This is a genomic window from Vibrio sp. 10N.247.311.51, from assembly GCF_041467855.1.
Taxonomy (GTDB): Bacteria; Pseudomonadota; Gammaproteobacteria; order Enterobacterales; family Vibrionaceae; genus Vibrio; species Vibrio coralliirubri.
In genome coordinates, this window is the sequence record NZ_JBFSVK010000017.1 from 31802 (window position 1) to 50735 (window position 18934).

Consider the following 18934-nt stretch of genomic DNA (forward strand, 5'->3'; position numbering starts at 1 on the left):
TTGTGTATTACTGTTTACCAATTGACCTGTATTTTGTAACATTAACCGATTATAAAGGCTAAGCACTGCTATATAAGGATGTATCTGTGGATAACGTAATCTCAAATTTAAAGAAAGAGTTCCATACTCGTGTCCAGTCAGATAAATGGGCAGAGAGATACAGTGCTAAGTCGAGCATTTCTACGCTTACGCAAGAAGAGCTAACCGAATTAGAGAATGCTTGGGTGCAACTTGTCATCTGGAAGCAAACTCAAGTAAGTTGAGCGTTCTGTAAAAAAGTGTAGTTTTAGCCGCAACTGTTTACTTTATAACCCCATGTTGGTCATCCCAATGTGGGGTTTTTTCTTACCTGAAAAATAATTGTTATATTATAACAATTTGTACAAGGTCGACCTTGAAAAAAATTGTTAACAGCCTCATAGTGTCTATCATTAGATAGTTAGCTACAAAATATTGCCTAGACATATAATGTAGCGTCGTTAAATACATCGAATTTTCAAGTGAGTATAGCTATGGCGGAAGTACGTGCCAGAATAGATTTCAAAGTAGGGGCAACAAGCAGTATTGATGCTGAACTTCTGTCTTTTCATGGGTTGAAAACAGATAAAGAGCATGTTGCTGTGATATTTAAATCAGCAGACAAGACACAAGACATACCTCTTGTTCGTATGCACTCTGAGTGTCTTACTGGTGATGTTTTCCATTCTTCTCGCTGTGACTGTGGTGAGCAGCTAGACGAAACCATTAGAATTATGGGTGAGACGGGTGGCGTGATCCTTTATCTTCGTCAAGAAGGTCGTGGTATTGGTTTGTACAACAAAATCGATGCGTACCGTCTGCAAAGCGAAGGCATGAACACTTATGAAGCCAACAACCACCTAGGTTTTGGCGATGACCTACGCGATTTTACTGAAGCTGCTGAAATGCTACGCGCTTTAGGTACCACAAAAATCCGCTTAGTCACCAACAACCCTAAGAAGATCAATGAGCTAAAATCCTTTGGTATTGAGATTGAAGAAGTGGTGAATACCTCTGCTCATATCAAATCGGGTAATGAAAGCTACCTAAAGGCGAAAGTCTCACACGGTAAGCATAACCTGGATATCTGATTAGCCTCCTTTGTTGCGCATAACACAAAAATGTTCAAAGACCTCACAAATGTGAGGTTTTTTTGTATTTATCTTGCAATAAAATTGTAAGTTTGTATTATTCCAATCTGTAGTGTAAATGATAATAGTTTGCACTATTACTACGAATAATAATTTAAAGCTCAACAAGGATGCTTCATGACCATTAAATCTTTAGTGACAAAAGCCGTAACTTCGTCACTCATTTTTGCCTCTGCTTCTTCTTTCGCAGCAGTAACTCAAGATCAAGTTGTAGAACATTACGCAGATATTGCGCATGCAGTGTTTGCAGATTCAGTAATTACAGCAAAAGCGTTGAACTCTTCTATTGATACCTTCTTAGCTTCTCCTTCTGCTGGCAACTTCGAACAAGTAAAACAAGCTTGGCTTGAGTCTCGCGTACCATACCAACAGTCAGAAGTATTCCGCTTCGGCAACGCTGTTGTTGATGATTGGGAAGGCCAACTAAACGCATGGCCACTAGATGAAGGCCTGATTGATTACGTTTCGACTGATTACCAATATGAACTTGGTAACGAAGGCGCTAGCGCAAACATCGTGGCTAATAAGACTTTCCAAATTGGTCAGACTACGGTTGATGCAACTAACATTACTCCAGAGCTAATCGCAGACTTGAACGAGATCGGCGGTTCTGAAGCGAACGTAGCGTCTGGCTACCACGCAATTGAATTCCTACTTTGGGGCCAAGATTTAAACGGTACAAACAGCGGTGCAGGTGAGCGTGCTTACACTGATTTCGTTGTTGGTGCTGAGTGTACTAACGGCAACTGTGACCGTCGTGGCGCATACCTAAAAGCATCAGCTGAGTTACTTATTCAAGACCTAGAGTGGATGGAAAAGCAGTGGGCTGAAGGCGAGAAAGGCAACTACCGTCAAGAGCTTCTTTCTGAATCTAGCGAGAATGGTCTTCGTAAAATGCTGTTCGGCATGGGTTCACTGTCTCTAGGTGAGCTAGCGGGTGAGCGTATGAAGGTTGCACTAGAAGCAAACTCTACTGAAGACGAGCACGATTGTTTCTCTGATAACACGCACAACTCTCACTACTACAACGAGCAAGGCATCTACAACGTTTACACGGGTCTATACAAGCGTGAAGACGGTACTCTGCTTTCAGGTCCAAGCCTGTTCGACCTAGTAGAGCAAAAAGATGAGCAAGCTGCGAAAGAGATTCAAAAGCAGTTTGACTTAGCGCGTGCACAAGTAGGCGAACTAGTAACGTCTGCAGAGAAAAACAACCAGCACTTCGATCAGCTAATCGCTGCTGACAACGCTGCGGGTAACGCACTAGTTAACAAAACAATTGTTGCGCTAGTATCTCAAACAGCTGCTATTGAGCGTGCTGCGGGTGTGATTGGCATTGATAGCCTAAACCCAGACACAGCGGATCACGAGTTCTAAGAACCCGAGCGAACACAAATATAAGGGCTCTCATAGGGCCCTTAATTGTTTGCTAATTAAGAAAGTCATTTCCACATAAAAACTAAAATCAAAAACACAGCAAGGCAATGTATGAAGTCGTATCTCTCAGCCTCACTATTAACCGCACTGTTTTTCTTATCTCCGCTACACGCCCATGAAACCTACTCTGGTGGCAAAACGACCGTGAAGAAAGAGGGAGCGAACGCTTTTTCTCTTCCTGCTGCCAATTTACCCATGAGTAAACGCTTAGATTTCAGCGTAGGTAACAGCTTTTTTAGAAACCCTTGGGTACCCGCGCCTTCATCAACCGATGCGCGTGATGGACTTGGCCCACTGTTCAACACCAACGGCTGTCAAAATTGCCACATCAAAGATGGCCGTGGTCACGCGCCAGAAAAAGGCGATGAGAATGCGGTTTCAATGCTGGTTCGCTTAAGCATTCCAGCAGAAACGCCAGAGCAGAGACAAGCCTTCATTCGTGATGGCGGTATTCCAGAACCGACCTACGGTGGCCAGCTACAAGATTTTGCGCTTCAAGGTGTAAAACCAGAGGGCAAAGTGAATATTAGCTACACGGATGTTCCTGTTGAGTTCAAAGACGGCACTGTCGTTACTCTGCGTAAACCCATTTTAAAGATTACTGAACTTGCTTTCGGTGAAATGCACCCTAAAACAGAATTCTCAGCTCGAGTCGCGCCGCCAATGATTGGCCTTGGTCTGCTTGAAAGTATCCCACAAGAAACGATTCTAGGATTTGCAGAGCAGCAATTGGCTGACAAGCAAGGCGTGTCGGGTAAAGCTAACTATGTTCTTGATGTTCAAACCAATGAAATGGTGCTAGGTCGTTTTGGTTGGAAAGCTGGGCAGCCAAACTTAATGCAGCAAAACGCGGCGGCATTTAACGGCGACTTAGGCCTGACAAGCAGTTTATTCCCGAATGAAAACTGCACATCAGCGCAATCAACCTGTGATGATTTCCCAAATGGTGGCGAGCCAGAAGTTAGCGACAACATCTTAGATTTTGTTGAGTTCTATTCGCAGCATCTCGCGGTACCTATTCGTCGTAATGTCGAGAACCCAGCGGTTGTTCAAGGTAAAAAGCTGTTTAAAGAGATTGGTTGTCAAAGCTGTCACCAAGCTGAAATTCGCACAGCAGAACGTGAGGGTCTGCCTGCTCTTTCGAAACAGTTGATTAGCCCATACACCGATATGCTTCTGCATGATATGGGTGAAGGTTTAGCCGACAATCGCCCAGAATATCTTGCTAATGGTCAAGAGTGGCGTACCACACCACTTTGGGGATTAGGCTATACCAAAGAAGTTAATGGTCATACGTTCTTACTTCATGACGGTCGCGCAAGAAACGTTATGGAAGCGGTACTTTGGCATGGTGGCGAAGCAGAAATGGCAAAACAAAAAGTATTAGCTTTGAGTAGCAGTGAACGCGAAGCACTACTAGCGTTTTTGGACTCATTATAGGCTGTCTTGAATTCAGTTAAGCCAACGGCTTAGTTACTTAAGAAAGCCGCTAACAAAAGACTGACTACCGCTGAACTTGTAGCAATACGAGGTCAGCGGTCGTTTCATATTTATTGAACTCATATAATTAAAAGAAAAACTAGGAAGTAAGGTAACAGCATGGCACATAAATTTTTGTTAATGCCTTTATCGGTATTAGTCATAGCAGGCTGTCAATCATCGGGTGAGCAAGCCGCTTCATCTGAGGTTAACGGTGTCTCTTATCAAGCAGACACGACGAATCATATTAGTCGCAGTGTTTATCAGCAGGAGTTTAATTCTGCCGTCCTATTCGCCAAGCAAGCCAACGAGCTGGAAGTCTTGATGCAAGGGTACTGCCAAACTAATGATGTTGAGTTAGATGCTTTGAAAAATCAGTGGCAGCTCACCATGAACAGTTGGATGGCACTGCAAGGACAAGAAAGAGGCCCAACAGCGGCATTAGAAGAGAGCTGGAATGTTCAATTCTGGCCAGACAAAAAGAACATTACCGGCCTAAAAATGCGCCAGCTGACTCAGCAAGATAAAGCTTGGTCTCAAGATGAAATTGCTCAGCAGAGTGTGACTGTTCAAGGGTTAGGTGCGTTGGAGTGGTCTCTGTACGACGAGCAATCTCCACTACTGCAAGATAAAGCGTCTGGCTGTCTATCTTCACCAGCTATCGCACAAAACTTGGCGATGAAATCGGCCTCTATTGCTGAGGCTTGGCAGGTTAACCCTTGGTTAGCGTTAGACGAGATGCGTTGGGAATCTGAATACATCGCTTTACTAACTAACCAACTTGATTACAGCATGAAAAAGCTGAGTCGCCCAATGGCTAAAATTGGTCACCCACGCCCTTATTTCTCTGAATCTTGGCGAGCTCAAACCTCAATGACTCAGTTGAAAGCGAACGTAGCCGCGCTAGAGAAATTGTACTTAGCTGATGGTAATGGTCTTGATGGTTTATTGAGAGACAAGGACTTAAATGACCTTGCCGATCGTGTAGCAGCCCAGTTCGCTCTAACGTTAGATACTTGGCCTACAGATTCTAGCTTGTTTACTCTACTACAGAGCAAAGAAGGCTACCGAGATGTGCTGACTCAATACAACAAACTAGAACGTTTGAAGTACCTGATTCATGAAGAAGTAGCGATAGAGCTTGGCGTGGTAATAGGATTTAATGCTACCGATGGTGACTGATACTACACGAAGAACGTTACTCAAGGCCGTACTGGGTTGCGCAGCTGTTCCGGCTCTTCCATTTGGGTGTGCAAGTCAAAAGGATGGCATGAGCACATCTAATGATCCCCAGTTGATTGGTTGTGCTCTTAATGGTCGTGGTCAATATTCAGCGGTTGTGGCTGACGAATTTGGTATGCCACTGAGCCAACTTCCGATCCCCGATCGTGGTCATGGCGTAGCAATTTGCCCAACATCATCACATGCGGTGGTTTTTGCTCGTCGTCCTGGTGACTATTTTATGGTGTTTGACTATAAAAGTGGTCAGCAGATCAAAATGGTCGTCAAAGGTAAAAACCGCCACTTCTATGGTCATGGCGTTTACTCATTGGATGGTAAGTTACTGTATGCCACCGAAGGGAAAACGGACAGCAGCCAAGGCGTAATTGGCGTGTACGATGTCGCGCAAGGCTATCGTAAGGTTGAGGAGTTCACTGGTTTCGGTATCGGCCCACATGAAGTGATCATCATGCCTGATGGTAATCTCGCGATTGGCGTTGGTGGCGTTCATACTGATGGCAGAACACCGAAAAATTTGGACTCCATGCAACCGAGTTTGAGTTATGTTTCTCCTGAAGGTGTGTTGCTTGATCAGGTTGAATTGCTAGACAAGAAGCTGAGTATTCGACACTTAGCCCATGATGGTGCTGAAACCGTGCTTTGTGGTCAGCAATATCGTGGTGAGCCAGACGAGTATCCTTCGCTTTTGGCGATGCATACCAAAGGCGGGCAGTTTGAATCACTGAACGCTGAGCCTGAGCAATGGGCAAGATTTAATCACTATATCGCAAGCATTGCGGCGTCAGATGATTGGATTATCGCGACCTCGCCAAGAGGGAATTGCTACGGTATTTGGTCTAAAGAGAGCAAAGAATTAGTCGAGCTGTCTGCACTGTCGGATGCCTCTGGTGCCGTGCTACTTGATGGAGAATTTCGACTCAGCTCTGGGGCGGGCAGTGTGGTTAGCCAACGCAAGCCCTATGAGAAATCAACTCAGCAATCATCGGTCCAGTGGGATAACCATTGGAGTTCTATCTGATTTATAAAGCCGCTTAAAAATAACATGCTTACTCCTATATCTTTGCCATACTTATGGGATGATTGATGATGGAGTTAAGCATGTTCGCGAAATACTTCTGTGGATTACTAGTTTTAGTCTCTGTGCATGCATGGAGCTATACGAGTTCTGACGAGAGCCGTTTCATTCCGGCTGATTCAGAACTCTCTTACATGCTTATATATCCAGAGCTCACACAGAGTATCTATCAAGACACTTCTCTGCCTATCCTTTGGGATTCTCCTGAGCTGGTTAAAGCGTTTGAGTTCCAATTGTCGCTTCTTGAACAAGCGCAAATGGCACCGCTTTTTGAACGACAACTCAAGCAAATCCGCCAGTATCAATCTCGTCGCCAATGGCAAGAGTTGGACATCTTACTCACCGATACCTTTATCTATTACCTAAGCTACGTTGAAAACGCGCCGCTTGCCGGTAAAGAGTGGTACTTCTCGGGTAAGCTGCATTCTAAATTGCCTCCACCTTCGCCGCATATTCTGATGAGACTGAAAAGCAGCGTTGCTAATGATTACTTATTGGAGATGGTGTTGTCTTACGCGCCGCCTGTCGGGGATTTTGACCAATTTAAGGCGACCTATTCCGTGTTGGAAACCGCGTCTGAACTCAATATCGAACGATACAGACAGAAAGGATTGAAACGCTTGGGAGACTCGCTCTCGGACAAAGCGACTTTGGTTGAGCGTATTGCATTGGTCGGCGTTGATACCTCGATGATCGCGGTCGACTTCCCTGAATTCGATCGAGATCTGCAAAAGGCGATTAAATCTTTCCAACGCATGCACGGCCTTACGGATGATGGGATCATCGGGCCAGACACGATCAAGTGGATCAATATGGGTTTTGATGATCGGTTGAGCTCTTTGGCTCTGAATGCAGAACGCGTTCGTTTATGGCCAAGAGACAGAGACTCTCTTATCGTGGTCAACGTGCCTAGCTTTGATATGAAGTATTGGGAAGATGGCGAAGAGGTGTTTGAGTCGAAAGTCGTGGTAGGCAGAAAATCACGAAAAACGCCGCTTTTAGAGATAAACCTAGATTCGGTCATTCTAAACCCGACTTGGAATGTGCCATGGAAAATCATGGTCAAAGACATCTTGCCTAAGGTCAAAGCTGATGAAAGTTACCTTGAAACGAACAACTTCCAAGTGATTGACGGTTGGCGTTCAATGGAAACGGTCGACACCACAGAGATCGATTGGCAGACCATCAACTTCAATTCTTTCCCATATCGAATGCGTCAGCAGGCAGGTTCACGTAATGCATTAGGCTTGTACAAGTTCAACACTCCCAATAAGCGCGCGATCTATCTACACGATACACCAAGTAAAGGTCTGTTTAATGACGACTTCCGAGCTTATAGCTCAGGTTGTATACGTGTTGAACATGCAGAAGAACTGGCTGAGTTGTTGTTTGCCACCAAGGTAAGGAAGGTTCCGAACCAAAATAGCGACCTTGCGCCGAACACCAAGGTTCGTCTCAAGAAGCGAATTCCAGTGCACATCATCTATCAAACCGTGTTGTTTGAAGAAGGAGGTATACAATACCGCGGCGATATCTACCAATATGATAAAGAGGGCGGTTGATTAAAATACGACCAATAAAGGTGATCTTGACCGAAAAATGACAAGCAAGCTTCTATTGATAAAATTATAATGAGTATCAATAACTAACCGTGTAAAGGTTACAAATACTAACGTTTTGCACGGTTTTTGTACGTTGACGCAGCAAATCCCATTATGTATCGTGCATTTTTCGTTCGATCTAATTGGTTTTTTTGCTGTATGTCTCAAAGTTTATTTTCACGCCGTCAGTTTCTGACTTACGCTGGTGGTACTGCTGTAGTCGCCTCTCTTACTCCTTCTATCGCTTTCGCTTCATACCCGGATCAACCAAGAACGATTAGTATGAATAATCTTCACACTGGTGAACGATTAGAGACTTGTTATTTCGATGGCACTAACTATGTTGGTGACGAGATGGCACGTCTTAGCAAACTATGCCGCGATTTCCGTCGCAATGAAATCCACCCAATGGATAAGAATCTGTTTGATCAGATCACTCAGATTCAAAACGTGTTGGGTATTCAAAAAGAAGTTCAGGTGATCTCTGGTTATCGTTCTCCGGCGACTAATGAAGCCCTTCGTTCTAAGTCGAGTGGTGTCGCTAAGAAGAGTTACCACATGCTAGGTAAAGCGATCGATTTCCGTATCGATGGTGTTGACCTTAAAGAGTTGAGAGACGTAGCGAAAAGCTTGAACGCGGGTGGTGTCGGTTATTATGCGCGTAGCAACTTTATCCATATCGATACTGGTCCAGTCCGCAGCTGGTAGAGCTAAGCTGAGTTATTGAGTGATACGGTAGGCACTTGTCAAAGTAGACATCCAATGTCATAGTTTGCCCAAATTTCAGTTTGTTCTAATAACTCGGTTTATTGCTGCTCAGTTTGTTGCTGTTTAGTTTGTTATTGTTGGGTTTGTTGCCAATAACATAGCGATATTCGAGTTGTTCACCAGATTCGCTCTTTAAGGTTTGTATATGTCTCTTAAGTATCAAGTTGTACCTGTTACCTCTTTCTCTCAGAACTGCTCGATTGTGTGGTGTGATGAAACCATGGAAGGCATCGTTGTCGATCCGGGCGGTGATGTTCAACAACTCGCGGCTATCATTGAAGAACTCGGTGTTAAGGTTGTGAACTTGGTATTGACGCACGGTCACTTAGACCATGTTGGCGGCACGGTACCACTTGCTGAGATCTTGAAGGTGAATATTGTTGGTCCACACAAGGCAGACAACTTCTGGCTACAAGGTCTAGAGAATCAAAGCCAGATGTTTGGTTTCCCACTGTGCAAAGCTTTTGAACCAAACACTTGGTTAGAAGAGGGCGACAAAGTCACTTTTGGTAATCAAGTTATCGATGTGATTCATACGCCGGGCCACACTCCAGGTCACGTTGTACTGTTCAGCGAGCAAGCTCGTTTAGCGTTTGTCGGTGATGTGTTGTTCAATGGCGCAATTGGACGTACTGACTTCCCACAAGGTGATTTCAACACGCTGATCTCTTCAATCAAGACTAAGCTTTGGCCACTAGGCAGTGACGTGACATTCGTGCCGGGCCATGGTCCTGAATCGACATTCGGTCGCGAGCGCGCATCAAACCCGTTCGTCGCAGATGAAATGCCCCTATACTAATTAAGTCTTTGATTAAATTGCTAATTATTTGTGTCGATTGATTGAAAATGAAGCTTAGCTTTTGTTCTGAAAGCTAAGCTATTTTATTGCGTGTGAACTTACTGGTAAATCTTAATCAGAAAGGCGTTCAGCGGCAGCCAAGTAGCGTCGAGCCAGTCCCACAAACTCTTCTCCACTCATATTCAAATCATGGGTTGATATGAAAATGTCATAACCGTGGAAACCCCTTTGATACTTCATTCTGTTGGCAAGCATCGCCTGTAAGCCAGAATAGTCTTTAATCACCGCGTTTTGATTGTTTGTTTCATTCGGTGAATCAAGGTTGTCTTGTGATTGGTTATCGTTGAAATTAACGTCGTCGGTATTCTGTGACTCTTTATATTGGCTTAGTTCGATACAGCCACTTTCAGTACAACGCGCGTGGTAATGCGATGAGTCGAGAACCATATCCTCAAAGTTGGACTCTTTGCCTGCTTGCTTGGCTCCTAAGTACAAAAGTGCTCGTTGGCTGAGCAGTAATTCACACGTGATTTTAGGGCAAATCGAATCAAGGTAGGGCGAGTAATCTTTTACTTTAATTCCGACCCAAGGCAGGGGCTGATGCCAACCATCTTGTTCATAAGTGCAAAGACCAATCTTTTGGATGTTACTCCATTTTAAAACCCAACCCCCTTTGTAAAAGTGCTGCTGAAAATGAGTCGGGGTAAGTGTGAACATCACTCGGCTACGCAGCATCAAATAGTAGCCAGTTCCCAGAAGCGCAATACTGCAAAAAGCACCCACGATCAGTAACTTTGGATTGTCACTGTAAAGCGCAACGATCAAGCAAATGAAGCCTAAAATAACCGCGAGGATACGGTACGAGCGAGTGAATGAAGGCAAAGAGAAATTACTAAGGTGACGAGTGTCCATAGGCAACACCAAGTTTTCATATTTTTGTCTGGATGGATAACCAGTGTATATGACCCTGAATTGATAAGTCGATGTTTAAATAATAGACGCTAGTAGACAATATCGGTATTTTTCGTCGACTTTCGACGCTTCACTCTACAAATAGCTCCTGTTTTTTGGTATAAATCGCGCTTCAAATTTTCACCACTGCGAAAAGAGCAGTGAACTGGAGAAATATTCAATGAGACTTGCTCATAAGCGTAAGGTGCAGGCTAAACTGCAGAAACGCACTAAAGCGGCTGTAGTTAAAGCAGTGGCAACGCCGAAAAAAGCGAAGCCTGTCGCAGAGAAAGTTGTAGCAGAAAAAACTGTAGCAGCAAAACCAGCGGTAGAGAAAGCAGTAGCAGCAACTAAAGAAGTTGCAGTAGCACTGACTCCTAAGCAACAACAAGTTCTAGACATCGTTGTTAGCAATGCTGAAGGCATTAACCCTAAAGGTATCGGCCTAGAAGCTGGTCAAGAAGACGCGAAAGCAGCTTCATGGGCAACAGGCGCATTGAAAAAACTTCTTGAAGAAAACCTAGTAGCGAAAGAGCAGCTAGCAGGTAACAAGGTTATCTACAAAGCTATCTAATCCTGTGGGATTACATTCGCTTCGTTAAGTTTTTAAGCCTCGATTTTCGAGGCTTTTTTGTATCTGGCACATTATGCCAAGCCCAAGCCCAAGCCCAAGCCCAAATCTAAACTCAAGTCTAAATCTAGGCTCTATAATCTCAATTCCAATTCGAGATCCGGCTTAACTGATTACTCTTGTCTCGTGTCTGAGCTTCGAATCAGCAAGCACTAAAGTAGGGCGTTAGCTAGGTAGAATAAGAGAGCAAAGCCTTGATTGTTTTCCCTAAAATACAGCAATGAATAGAGCTTCATCACGAAATGGCAATCAATTGTTAAGAGTATTTAATTATTAATACTTAGGTATTTATCAATAAGCATTTACCTAGTGAATGGCCTCAATCCTTTAAAATCGACATTACCTAATCATCTCCTACGTAGTTCTACGTAATCCTTTGGTCTAATACGCAGTTTGTGTGTGCCCGTCGTGCGTGCTCTCCCTGATATCTTGTTGCCTCATCACGGTGCACTCTTATGTTGAATCATAAAAAATGCTCATAGAAAGAGTGTTAACCCAACAAAGGACGTGAACATGAGTCTCATTTCTAACTCCCTCACACGAGTTTTTAAAAACGTTGCAGTAACTGCTGCGGCTTGTTTAGCTTTGGTCGCTACTGGTGCTACAGCCGCTGATAAGGTTTACCGTTTAAAACTTGCGGAAACTTGGGGACCAAACTTCCCAGTTTTCGGTGATGCAACCAAAAACATGGCGGCGATGGCTGAGAAGATGTCGAATGGTCGACTGCAAATCAGAATCGATTCAGCAAACAAACACAAAGCACCTCTTGGCGTTTTTGACATGGTTAAGTCTGGTCAATACGACATGGGTCACTCAGGCTCTTACTACTGGAAAGGTAAAGTTCCAAACACTCTTTACTTCACTTCTATGCCTTTTGGTATGACGCCAGCAGAACAATACGCGTGGTTCTATCACGGTGGTGGTATGGAGTTGATGGAGCAGGTTTACTCTCCACATAACTTGATGTCGTTCCCAGGTGGTAACACAGATATTCAGATGGGTGGTTGGTTTCAAAAAGAGATCAACAGCGTAGAAGATCTACAAGGTCTGAAAATGCGAATCCCAGGCTTTGCCGGCGAGATTCTTGCTGAGCTTGGTGCTAAACCGACGAACATTGCCCCTGGTGAGCTATACACATCTTTAGAGCGTCGCACGATCGATGCACTAGAGTGGGTAGGTCCATCACTGGATTTACGAATGGGCTTCCACAAAATCGCGCCTTACTACTACACAGGCTGGCATGAGCCGGGTTCAGAGCTTCAATTCTTAGTGAATAAGCGTACATGGAACAAGCTTCCTGAAGACCTACAAGAGATCTTGCGTGTTGCCATGCGTACAGCGGCTTACGACATGTACACACAAGCAACACACGAAAGTGGTAAGAACTGGGTTTCAATGAAAACAGAATACCCAGATGTACAAGTTAAAGATTTCCCGCCAGAGGTAATGTCTGCACTGAAAGAAGCGAACGATCGTCTTCTTGCTGAGCACGCTGAGAAAGATGCATTGGCAAAAGAGATTCAAGCTTCACAAGCAGCTTACCTAGAGCAAGTACGTTCATGGACGGATATTTCACATAGAGCTTATCTAAATAGCCAAGCGAAATAATCGACAGTTGTTGAACTGAATCTAAATGAACCCGAAGCTTTTCTTATTGAGTATTTAAGAGTGAATAAGCCGAGGGTTCATTTTAAACATAATAACTAAGCAGGATAGATCCTGTAATACGCCCAAGAACCCTTTCTACGTCGTGCCTATTGCTAGCTATAAACTGAATTGTTTTTAGTTTGGTTAGCTGTACTGCGCGATGTCTTTTCAAATTCCATGGAGTCGGGAATGCGAAGTCTAATTTATATTGAACGCGTGTTTAATCGTATCGGTGACGCACTGGGATGGCTTTCCAGTATGTTGTTTATTCTACTAATCGCTAACGTTGTGTATGACGTTGTCATGAGATATGCGTTCAATGATGTCTCAATCGCTTTCCAAGAGATGGAATGGCACCTTTTCTCAGCCGTTTTCCTATTAGGTGTTCCTTATGCCATCAAGGCTGGTGGTCATGTGCGAGTGGATGTGTTCTACGAGCAACTGAGCTTCAAGGCGCAAGCGATTATTGACCTGCTCGGCACACTGATCTTCCTGATGCCTTTCTGTTTGTTGGTTGCATGGTTTGGTATTGATGTGGCCAAAGAGAGTTATAACCTCGGCGAAACCTCAGGTGACCCAGGTGGCTTGCCATATCGCTGGATCATCAAAGCTATGATCCCGCTGTCATTCTTTCTAATGGCACTCAGTGGCGTGGGTTTAATCCTCCACTCACTTAATAAGATTTTTAATCCGCATCTTATCCATGCAAACAATACTCATACAAAGAATTAGTAGAGGCTGAACATGATTGGAATAGTAATGTTTTTCGTAGCCTTGTTTGCACTTTTACTTGGCTTCCCTGTGGCGTTCACCTTTGGTGGTATCGCGTTAATCTTTGGTGTTTGGGCTGAGGGCATCGAAATGTTTGCCTTTATGCCATATCGAATTCAATCAATCATGGAAAACACGGTGCTGATGGCCGTTCCATTGTTTGTCTTCATGGGGCTTGTTCTGCAAAAGACCAAGCTTGCTGAGCAGTTGCTTGAGTCTATGGGACGACTGTTTGGTGGTGTTCGTGGTGGTATCGCAATCTCGACGGTACTGGTAGGTTCACTGCTTGCTGCGTCAACCGGCGTAGTAGGGGCTTCGGTAGTGGCGATGGGTCTTATCTCGTTACCCGTAATGCTTAAGTACAACTACGACAAAGGCTTAGCCTGCGGCACTATTTGTGCGTCTGGTACGCTAGGGCAGATCATTCCACCCTCCATCGTATTGATTCTATTGGGTGACGTACTAGGTGTGCCAGTAGGCGACTTGTTCCAAGCGGCGATTTGGCCGGGCGTGATGCTGGTCGGCGCGTACATCGTTTATATCTTGATATACGCGAAGCTACACCCTGAAGCGGCTCAACCGATTGAACGTGATGACTCCATCAGCCGTAAGCAAGAAGTGTTTAATGCACTGAAAGCGATTCTTCCGCCTTTAGCGCTCATCATTGTTGTACTGGGCTCTATCTTCGCAGGTGTTGCTACGCCAACAGAGTCAGCGGCATTAGGTGGCGCGGGTGCGATGATTCTTGCACTGCTTTACGGCCAGTTTAGTTGGTCGATGGTGTACGACGCGTCTAAAGAGACGGTCAAAGTAACCGCGATGGTATTTGCTATTTTGTTGGGTGCAACGGCATTCTCAATGGCGTTTACCTACACTGGTGGTGATTATCTGGTTGAAGAGTGGATGCTACAGCTACCGGGTGAGAAATGGGGCTTCCTGATCATTACCATGTTAGTGATTCTGATTTTGGGTTTCTTCATCGACTTCGTAGAGATCTGTTTCATCATCGTGCCGATCATTGCGCCAGTTGCTGAACTGATGGGCATCAACATGACATGGTTCGCTATCCTTATCGCGATGAACCTACAAACCTCCTTCTTAACGCCGCCATTTGGCTTCAGTTTGTTCTATTTGAAAGGGGTAGCACCAAAAGGCGTAACGACCAAAGATATCTACCGAGGTGTGATGCCTTTCATTGTGATTCAGATACTCGTACTTGGGTCACTTCTCGCGTTCCCCGCGTTTTATGGAATGTGAGTGACGCCAAGAATGTGAACGATATGTTTCAACGGCTATCTATAAATTGCTAAAGTAAAACGGCTTATTGATGTTCAGTAAGCCGTTTTTTGTGAGGGAAAGGAATGCCTCTAAAAGCCAAGCTGATTTTGCTGACGCTACTTCCGTTGCTGCTGGTAACGGCGAGCATTAGTTGGATCTCGTTACACCAGACCAAAACGTTGGGTGCGAAAGAGGTCGAGATCTTCAGAGACAGCCTAATCAAGTCGCGTGAAAACGCCCTCAAAGACACGGTTGACCTCGCGTTCGACGCCATAGAACACGTCTATAACGATCCAAATATCCAAGAAGCTCAAGCCAAAAACAAAGTTCGAACCATATTGTCTAAACTTAGATATGGATCAGACGGGTATTTCTTTGCCTACGATCGTCACGGAACCAATTTAGTTCACCCAATTCAGCCTGAATTGATTGGCCAAAACCTACTCGAATTGCAAGACGAAGATGGCGACTTTCTGATAGAAGCCCTGCTAAGAGAGGCGCAAACCGGTGGAGGGTTTCACCAGTATTTATGGCAAAAGCCATCGACGGGTGAGGTCGTGTCTAAGTTGAGTTACGCCGCTTGGTTGGAACGCTGGGATTGGATGATTGGCACCGGTTTGTATATTGAGGATGTGCATCAAGAAGTGGCTTCGATGCAGGCCGAGATTAACAAGAATATTGAAACCACGTTCTTCTCTATTGTGGTGATTTTGAGTGTGACGGTGGCCGTTATTATCGTGCTTACCTTAGCCATCAACATGCATGAACATCGTATTGCGGATAACAACCTAAAGGAACTGGCGCACAAGACGGTGATGTTCCAAGAAGACGAGAAGAAACACCTAGCGCGTGAGTTACATGATGGTATTAATCAATTATTAGTGTCGAGTCGTTGCCACTTAGAACTGCTCGGTAATAAGCTACAAAATGAAGAGCTCAAAGCCCATTTGAATAAGTCGCAGCATTCATTGATGCGAGCGATCGAGGAAGTGAGGCACATCTCGCATCAACTTCGTCCAAGTTCGTTGGATGATATAGGCTTAGAAGCGGCGTTGTCTTCGCTGTTATTAGATTTTCAGGCGCACTCGGGTATTGAAGTGGAAACCTTGTTCAGTACTCAACAGGGCAAGCTGAAATCTGAGGCCGCGACAACCTTGTATCGAGTGGTGCAAGAGTCGCTGAATAATATCGAGAAACACGCGCAAGCGACTAAAGTAACGGTTATCGCGCAGCAAATTGGTAATGTGCTGCAGCTACTGATTCAAGATAACGGTGTCGGTTTCAACACCTATAAAGCGATGGAAAAACGAGGGATCGGGCTGCGTAACATGAGAGAGCGAGTGGAGTTCATCGGTGGTGACTTTGAATTGATGAGTGAGATTGGCCTCGGAACGGAAATTACAGTGTTACTGACACTAGAGGGATTAATGAATGAGTGAAGTTATTCGAGTTGTGATTGCTGATGATCACCAAGTGGTACTGGATGGCTTTATGGCGAGATTGGAACTCGAGCCAGATATTAGCGTGATAGGTACCGCCAGTAATGGACTAGAAGCGGTAGAGGTCGTTAAGTCTCTGCGCCCTGATGTGGTGTTGATGGATATCAGCATGCCTATCATGAATGGCATTGATGCTACCCATCTGATCAAAGAAGAAGACCCAGAAGCCAAGGTACTGATGCTGACCATGCATAACAACCGTGAATACATCATGAAGGTGATGCAGTCGGGTGCTGTCGGCTACATGTTGAAAGAGATTTCGGCTGAAAAAATGGTGCAGGCAATCAAAACGGTCAATCAAGGTTCGACCTATTTCTGTGAAAAAGTCACGCAGAATTTGTTTACTCAGCCGATTACTCCCACGCCATCGGTCAAGAATCCATTGAGCAGACGTGAAGAGGCTGTGCTGAAATTAGTCGCAAAAGGGGAGAGCAGTAAAGAGGTCGCGAAGGCGCTGAATATCAGCTATCGAACGGTAGAAACCCATAGGCAAAATATTAAGCATAAGCTCGATATTCACTCTACGGCAGAGCTTGCAAAATATGCTGTCAGCTCCGGGCTTGTGGACTGATCTTACGCTAAATAACGTTAAATGTGTAATTTAATTACTAAATGTGTAATTTACGCCTCCTTTATGGAGGTTTTTTTAGTATTTTTGCGACAGGTTGATATTCTTCTTTTCGAAATTTAAGCGCCGAATGCAATGTTGCAAACTGTGCGCTGCAAATTAGAGAGGAAGCATGGAGCCTGTAAAAGATAGGTATAGTATTGAAAATACCGATTATACAGTAGGACAAGATAACGTTCAGAAATGGGGTTTTGATGTTCATAACCCAGTATTTGGAATCAGTGCAGGAGCGATCATTGTCTTTCTTCTGGCACTTCTAGTCGCAGACCCTGACACCGCAAAAGCGGCGCTTGATGGAATCAAATGGAAAGTCATCGGTAACTTCGATGGTTTCTTCATGTGGGCAGCAAACATCTTCGTTATTTTCTGTTTTGCCCTCATTGTCTCCCCGTATGGCAAGATACGTATTGGTGGCAATGATGCCAAAGCAGAGCACTCAAACCTATCTTGGATGTCGATGTTATTCGCTGCGGGAATGGGTATTGGCCTAATGTTCTGGGGTGTGGCTGAGCCAGTGGCTTATTTCACTGGCTGGTATGAAACGCCATTAGGTGTTGAAGCTTACTCTCCTGAAGCGGCGAAGTTGGCTCTTGGTGCAACCATCTACAACTGGGGTCTGCACGGTTGGGCGATTTACGCTGTTGTTGCTCTAGCGCTTGCCTTCTTCACCTTCAATAAAGGTTTACCTCTATCAATCCGCTCTATTTTCTATCCTATTTTGGGTGATAGAACTTGGGGTTGGTTTGGTCATATTGTTGATATCGTCGCTGTACTTGCAACACTATTTGGCCTTGCAACTTCATTGGGCTTAGGTGCTCAACAAGCAACCAGCGGTATTAACCATGTATTTGGTACCGATGGCGGTATTGGCATGCAGCTGATTGTTATCGCTGTGGTCACTTTCTTAGCAACAATGTCAGTGGTTCGCGGCATTAACGGTGGCGTAAAGCTTCTGAGTAATGTGAACATGCTGGTTGCTTTGGGCTTGCTTATCTTCGTTACCATCGCTGGTGGCATGGCGGGCATTAAAGCAATCCCAACCGCGCTAATGGGCTACATCGAAAACTTCATTCCTTTAAGTAATCCTCATGGTCGTGATGACGAAACGTGGATGCAAGGTTGGACGGTATTCTACTGGGCGTGGTGGATGTCTTGGTCACCATTCGTCGGCATGTTCATCGCTCGTATCTCTAAAGGTCGTACGATTCGTGAATTCATCGTTGCTGTATTGTTCATTCCAACGACTGTAATCATCATCTGGATGGCTATTTTCGGTGGTATCGCGATTGATCAAGTGGCGAACAAGGTGGGCGAGATTGGTATGAATGGTCTGCAAGATATTACACTTTCTCTTTTCCACACTTACGATGCACTGCCAATGAGCTCTGTGCTGTCAGTGGTATCGATTGGTTTGATTATGGTGTTCTTTATCACCTCGTCTGATTCAGGCTCATTGGTTATCGATAGCATTACCTCTGGCGGTAAAGTGGATGCTCCGGTTCCACAACGTGTATTTTGGGCGTTGATGGGCGGCGCGATTGCAGCGGTTCTACTATGGGTTGGTGGTACGGAATCTATTCAAGCACTGCAAGCTGGAACGGTATCAATGGCGCTACCATTTGCCTTCATATTATTGCTTATGTGCCTAAGCTTATTGCTAGGTTTACGAACTGAAAATCAATTGGTTAAGCACCAAAATGCTTTGAGTTAAAAGTATTTTTGATAAAAAGGTCGACAGGGTCGACCTTTTTTTCGTCATAAACTTGAGTAATTACGTGAATATTGTTTGAAATTCCATCGAACCGATTCTGGTTTACTGAAAACAACAAGTTAACCTGCTAAACTTCAGACATCCAAGTATTTGAATTATTGTGACAACAGCTTGTACTACTTGGATCGTAGGTTCGAGTTTGTGATTAAGTCGCAGGTAAGTAAGGAATACGAGGTCAATAGACCCTA

17 protein-coding genes are annotated in these 18934 nt (G+C 44.6%); 16 read left to right on the top strand and 1 reads right to left on the bottom strand.

All coding sequences use genetic code 11. The features are described 5' to 3' along the window. Nucleotides 1-86 precede the first annotated feature (86 nt). From AB6E85_RS15700 to AB6E85_RS15740, 9 genes are all read left to right on the top strand, one after another. Nucleotides 87-263 carry a hypothetical protein gene (locus tag AB6E85_RS15700; RefSeq protein WP_017632056.1) on the top strand — a complete coding sequence of 59 codons (177 nt, stop codon included), beginning with the start codon at nt 87-89 and terminating at the stop codon, nt 261-263. Nucleotides 264-512: 249 nt separating this feature from the next. Then, entirely contained in the window at nt 513-1109 is a 597-nt protein-coding gene (gene ribA / locus AB6E85_RS15705) for a GTP cyclohydrolase II (RefSeq protein WP_017632055.1), read from the top strand. 177 nt (nt 1110-1286) lie between these two features. Then, complete coding sequence (locus AB6E85_RS15710; RefSeq protein ID WP_017063566.1) at nt 1287-2546, top strand: imelysin family protein; 1260 nt, start codon at nt 1287-1289, stop codon at nt 2544-2546. A 111-nt stretch (nt 2547-2657) separates the two neighbouring features. Beyond that, nucleotides 2658-4046, top strand: a complete 1389-nt coding sequence (locus tag AB6E85_RS15715) for a di-heme oxidoredictase family protein (protein ID WP_372143176.1) — start codon at nt 2658-2660, stop codon at nt 4044-4046. Nucleotides 4047-4205: 159 nt separating this feature from the next. Further along, entirely contained in the window at nt 4206-5267 is a 1062-nt protein-coding gene (locus AB6E85_RS15720; RefSeq protein WP_372143177.1) for an imelysin family protein, read from the top strand. Then, nucleotides 5257-6345 (top strand): DUF1513 domain-containing protein, encoded by a 1089-nt coding sequence (locus AB6E85_RS15725; RefSeq protein WP_372143211.1) that lies wholly within the window; start codon nt 5257-5259, stop codon nt 6343-6345. Before AB6E85_RS15720 ends, AB6E85_RS15725 begins: the two co-directional genes overlap by 11 nt. Before the next feature lie 80 nt (nt 6346-6425). Beyond that, nucleotides 6426-7964: a murein L,D-transpeptidase gene (locus AB6E85_RS15730; protein ID WP_372143178.1), complete on the top strand. Its 1539-nt coding sequence runs from the start codon at nt 6426-6428 to the stop codon at nt 7962-7964. 198 nt (nt 7965-8162) lie between these two features. Beyond that, nucleotides 8163-8711 (top strand): YcbK family protein, encoded by a 549-nt coding sequence (locus AB6E85_RS15735; protein ID WP_048613171.1) that lies wholly within the window; start codon nt 8163-8165, stop codon nt 8709-8711. A gap of 205 nt (nt 8712-8916) precedes the next feature. Beyond that, nucleotides 8917-9570: an MBL fold metallo-hydrolase gene (locus tag AB6E85_RS15740; protein WP_050643845.1), complete on the top strand. Its 654-nt coding sequence runs from the start codon at nt 8917-8919 to the stop codon at nt 9568-9570. A 111-nt stretch (nt 9571-9681) separates the two neighbouring features. On the opposite strand, the gene AB6E85_RS15745 is transcribed toward AB6E85_RS15740, so the two are convergent. After that, entirely contained in the window at nt 9682-10482 is an 801-nt protein-coding gene (locus AB6E85_RS15745) for a DUF2982 domain-containing protein (RefSeq protein ID WP_372143179.1), read from the bottom strand. A gap of 220 nt (nt 10483-10702) precedes the next feature. Between AB6E85_RS15745 and AB6E85_RS15750 the strand changes: the two genes are divergently transcribed. From AB6E85_RS15750 to AB6E85_RS15780, 7 genes are all read left to right on the top strand, one after another. Continuing rightward, nucleotides 10703-11095, top strand: coding sequence for a hypothetical protein (locus tag AB6E85_RS15750; RefSeq protein ID WP_017060956.1), 393 nt, complete (start codon nt 10703-10705; stop codon nt 11093-11095). A 570-nt stretch (nt 11096-11665) separates the two neighbouring features. Further along, a complete protein-coding gene (locus AB6E85_RS15755) occupies nt 11666-12760 on the top strand; it encodes a TRAP transporter substrate-binding protein (protein WP_050052955.1) in 1095 nt (364 codons plus the stop codon). 228 nt (nt 12761-12988) lie between these two features. After that, nucleotides 12989-13531, top strand: a complete 543-nt coding sequence (locus AB6E85_RS15760) for a TRAP transporter small permease subunit (protein WP_050635125.1) — start codon at nt 12989-12991, stop codon at nt 13529-13531. A 12-nt stretch (nt 13532-13543) separates the two neighbouring features. Beyond that, nucleotides 13544-14827 carry a TRAP transporter large permease subunit gene (locus AB6E85_RS15765; RefSeq protein WP_372143180.1) on the top strand — a complete coding sequence of 428 codons (1284 nt, stop codon included), beginning with the start codon at nt 13544-13546 and terminating at the stop codon, nt 14825-14827. Nucleotides 14828-14931: 104 nt separating this feature from the next. Beyond that, entirely contained in the window at nt 14932-16287 is a 1356-nt protein-coding gene (locus tag AB6E85_RS15770; protein ID WP_372143181.1) for a cache domain-containing protein, read from the top strand. Then, nucleotides 16280-16918, top strand: coding sequence for a response regulator transcription factor (locus AB6E85_RS15775; RefSeq protein ID WP_017060961.1), 639 nt, complete (start codon nt 16280-16282; stop codon nt 16916-16918). The genes AB6E85_RS15770 and AB6E85_RS15775 overlap by 8 nt, the downstream gene beginning before the upstream one ends. Before the next feature lie 169 nt (nt 16919-17087). Continuing rightward, nucleotides 17088-18686 (top strand): BCCT family transporter, encoded by a 1599-nt coding sequence (locus tag AB6E85_RS15780; protein ID WP_372143182.1) that lies wholly within the window; start codon nt 17088-17090, stop codon nt 18684-18686. The last annotated feature ends 248 nt before the right edge of the window (nt 18687-18934 follow it).

Bases quoted from the DNA above. Each gene is read 5' to 3' on its own strand.
- AB6E85_RS15750 (WP_017060956.1), top strand. From the start codon at position 10,703: ATGAGACTTGCTCATAAGCGTAAGGTGCAGGCTAAACTGCAGAAACGC.
- ribA (WP_017632055.1), top strand. From the start codon at position 513: ATGGCGGAAGTACGTGCCAGAATAGATTTCAAAGTAGGGGCAACAAGC.
- AB6E85_RS15740 (WP_050643845.1), top strand. From the start codon at position 8,917: ATGTCTCTTAAGTATCAAGTTGTACCTGTTACCTCTTTCTCTCAGAAC.
- AB6E85_RS15735 (WP_048613171.1), top strand. From the start codon at position 8,163: ATGTCTCAAAGTTTATTTTCACGCCGTCAGTTTCTGACTTACGCTGGT.
- AB6E85_RS15760 (WP_050635125.1), top strand. From the start codon at position 12,989: ATGCGAAGTCTAATTTATATTGAACGCGTGTTTAATCGTATCGGTGAC.
- AB6E85_RS15720 (WP_372143177.1), top strand. From the start codon at position 4,206: ATGGCACATAAATTTTTGTTAATGCCTTTATCGGTATTAGTCATAGCA.
- AB6E85_RS15775 (WP_017060961.1), top strand. From the start codon at position 16,280: ATGAGTGAAGTTATTCGAGTTGTGATTGCTGATGATCACCAAGTGGTA.
- AB6E85_RS15725 (WP_372143211.1), top strand. From the start codon at position 5,257: ATGGTGACTGATACTACACGAAGAACGTTACTCAAGGCCGTACTGGGT.
- AB6E85_RS15755 (WP_050052955.1), top strand. From the start codon at position 11,666: ATGAGTCTCATTTCTAACTCCCTCACACGAGTTTTTAAAAACGTTGCA.
- AB6E85_RS15710 (WP_017063566.1), top strand. From the start codon at position 1,287: ATGACCATTAAATCTTTAGTGACAAAAGCCGTAACTTCGTCACTCATT.
- AB6E85_RS15745 (WP_372143179.1), bottom strand. From the start codon at position 10,482: ATGGACACTCGTCACCTTAGTAATTTCTCTTTGCCTTCATTCACTCGC.
- AB6E85_RS15715 (WP_372143176.1), top strand. From the start codon at position 2,658: ATGAAGTCGTATCTCTCAGCCTCACTATTAACCGCACTGTTTTTCTTA.
- AB6E85_RS15770 (WP_372143181.1), top strand. From the start codon at position 14,932: ATGCCTCTAAAAGCCAAGCTGATTTTGCTGACGCTACTTCCGTTGCTG.
- AB6E85_RS15730 (WP_372143178.1), top strand. From the start codon at position 6,426: ATGTTCGCGAAATACTTCTGTGGATTACTAGTTTTAGTCTCTGTGCAT.
- AB6E85_RS15765 (WP_372143180.1), top strand. From the start codon at position 13,544: ATGATTGGAATAGTAATGTTTTTCGTAGCCTTGTTTGCACTTTTACTT.
- AB6E85_RS15780 (WP_372143182.1), top strand. From the start codon at position 17,088: ATGGAGCCTGTAAAAGATAGGTATAGTATTGAAAATACCGATTATACA.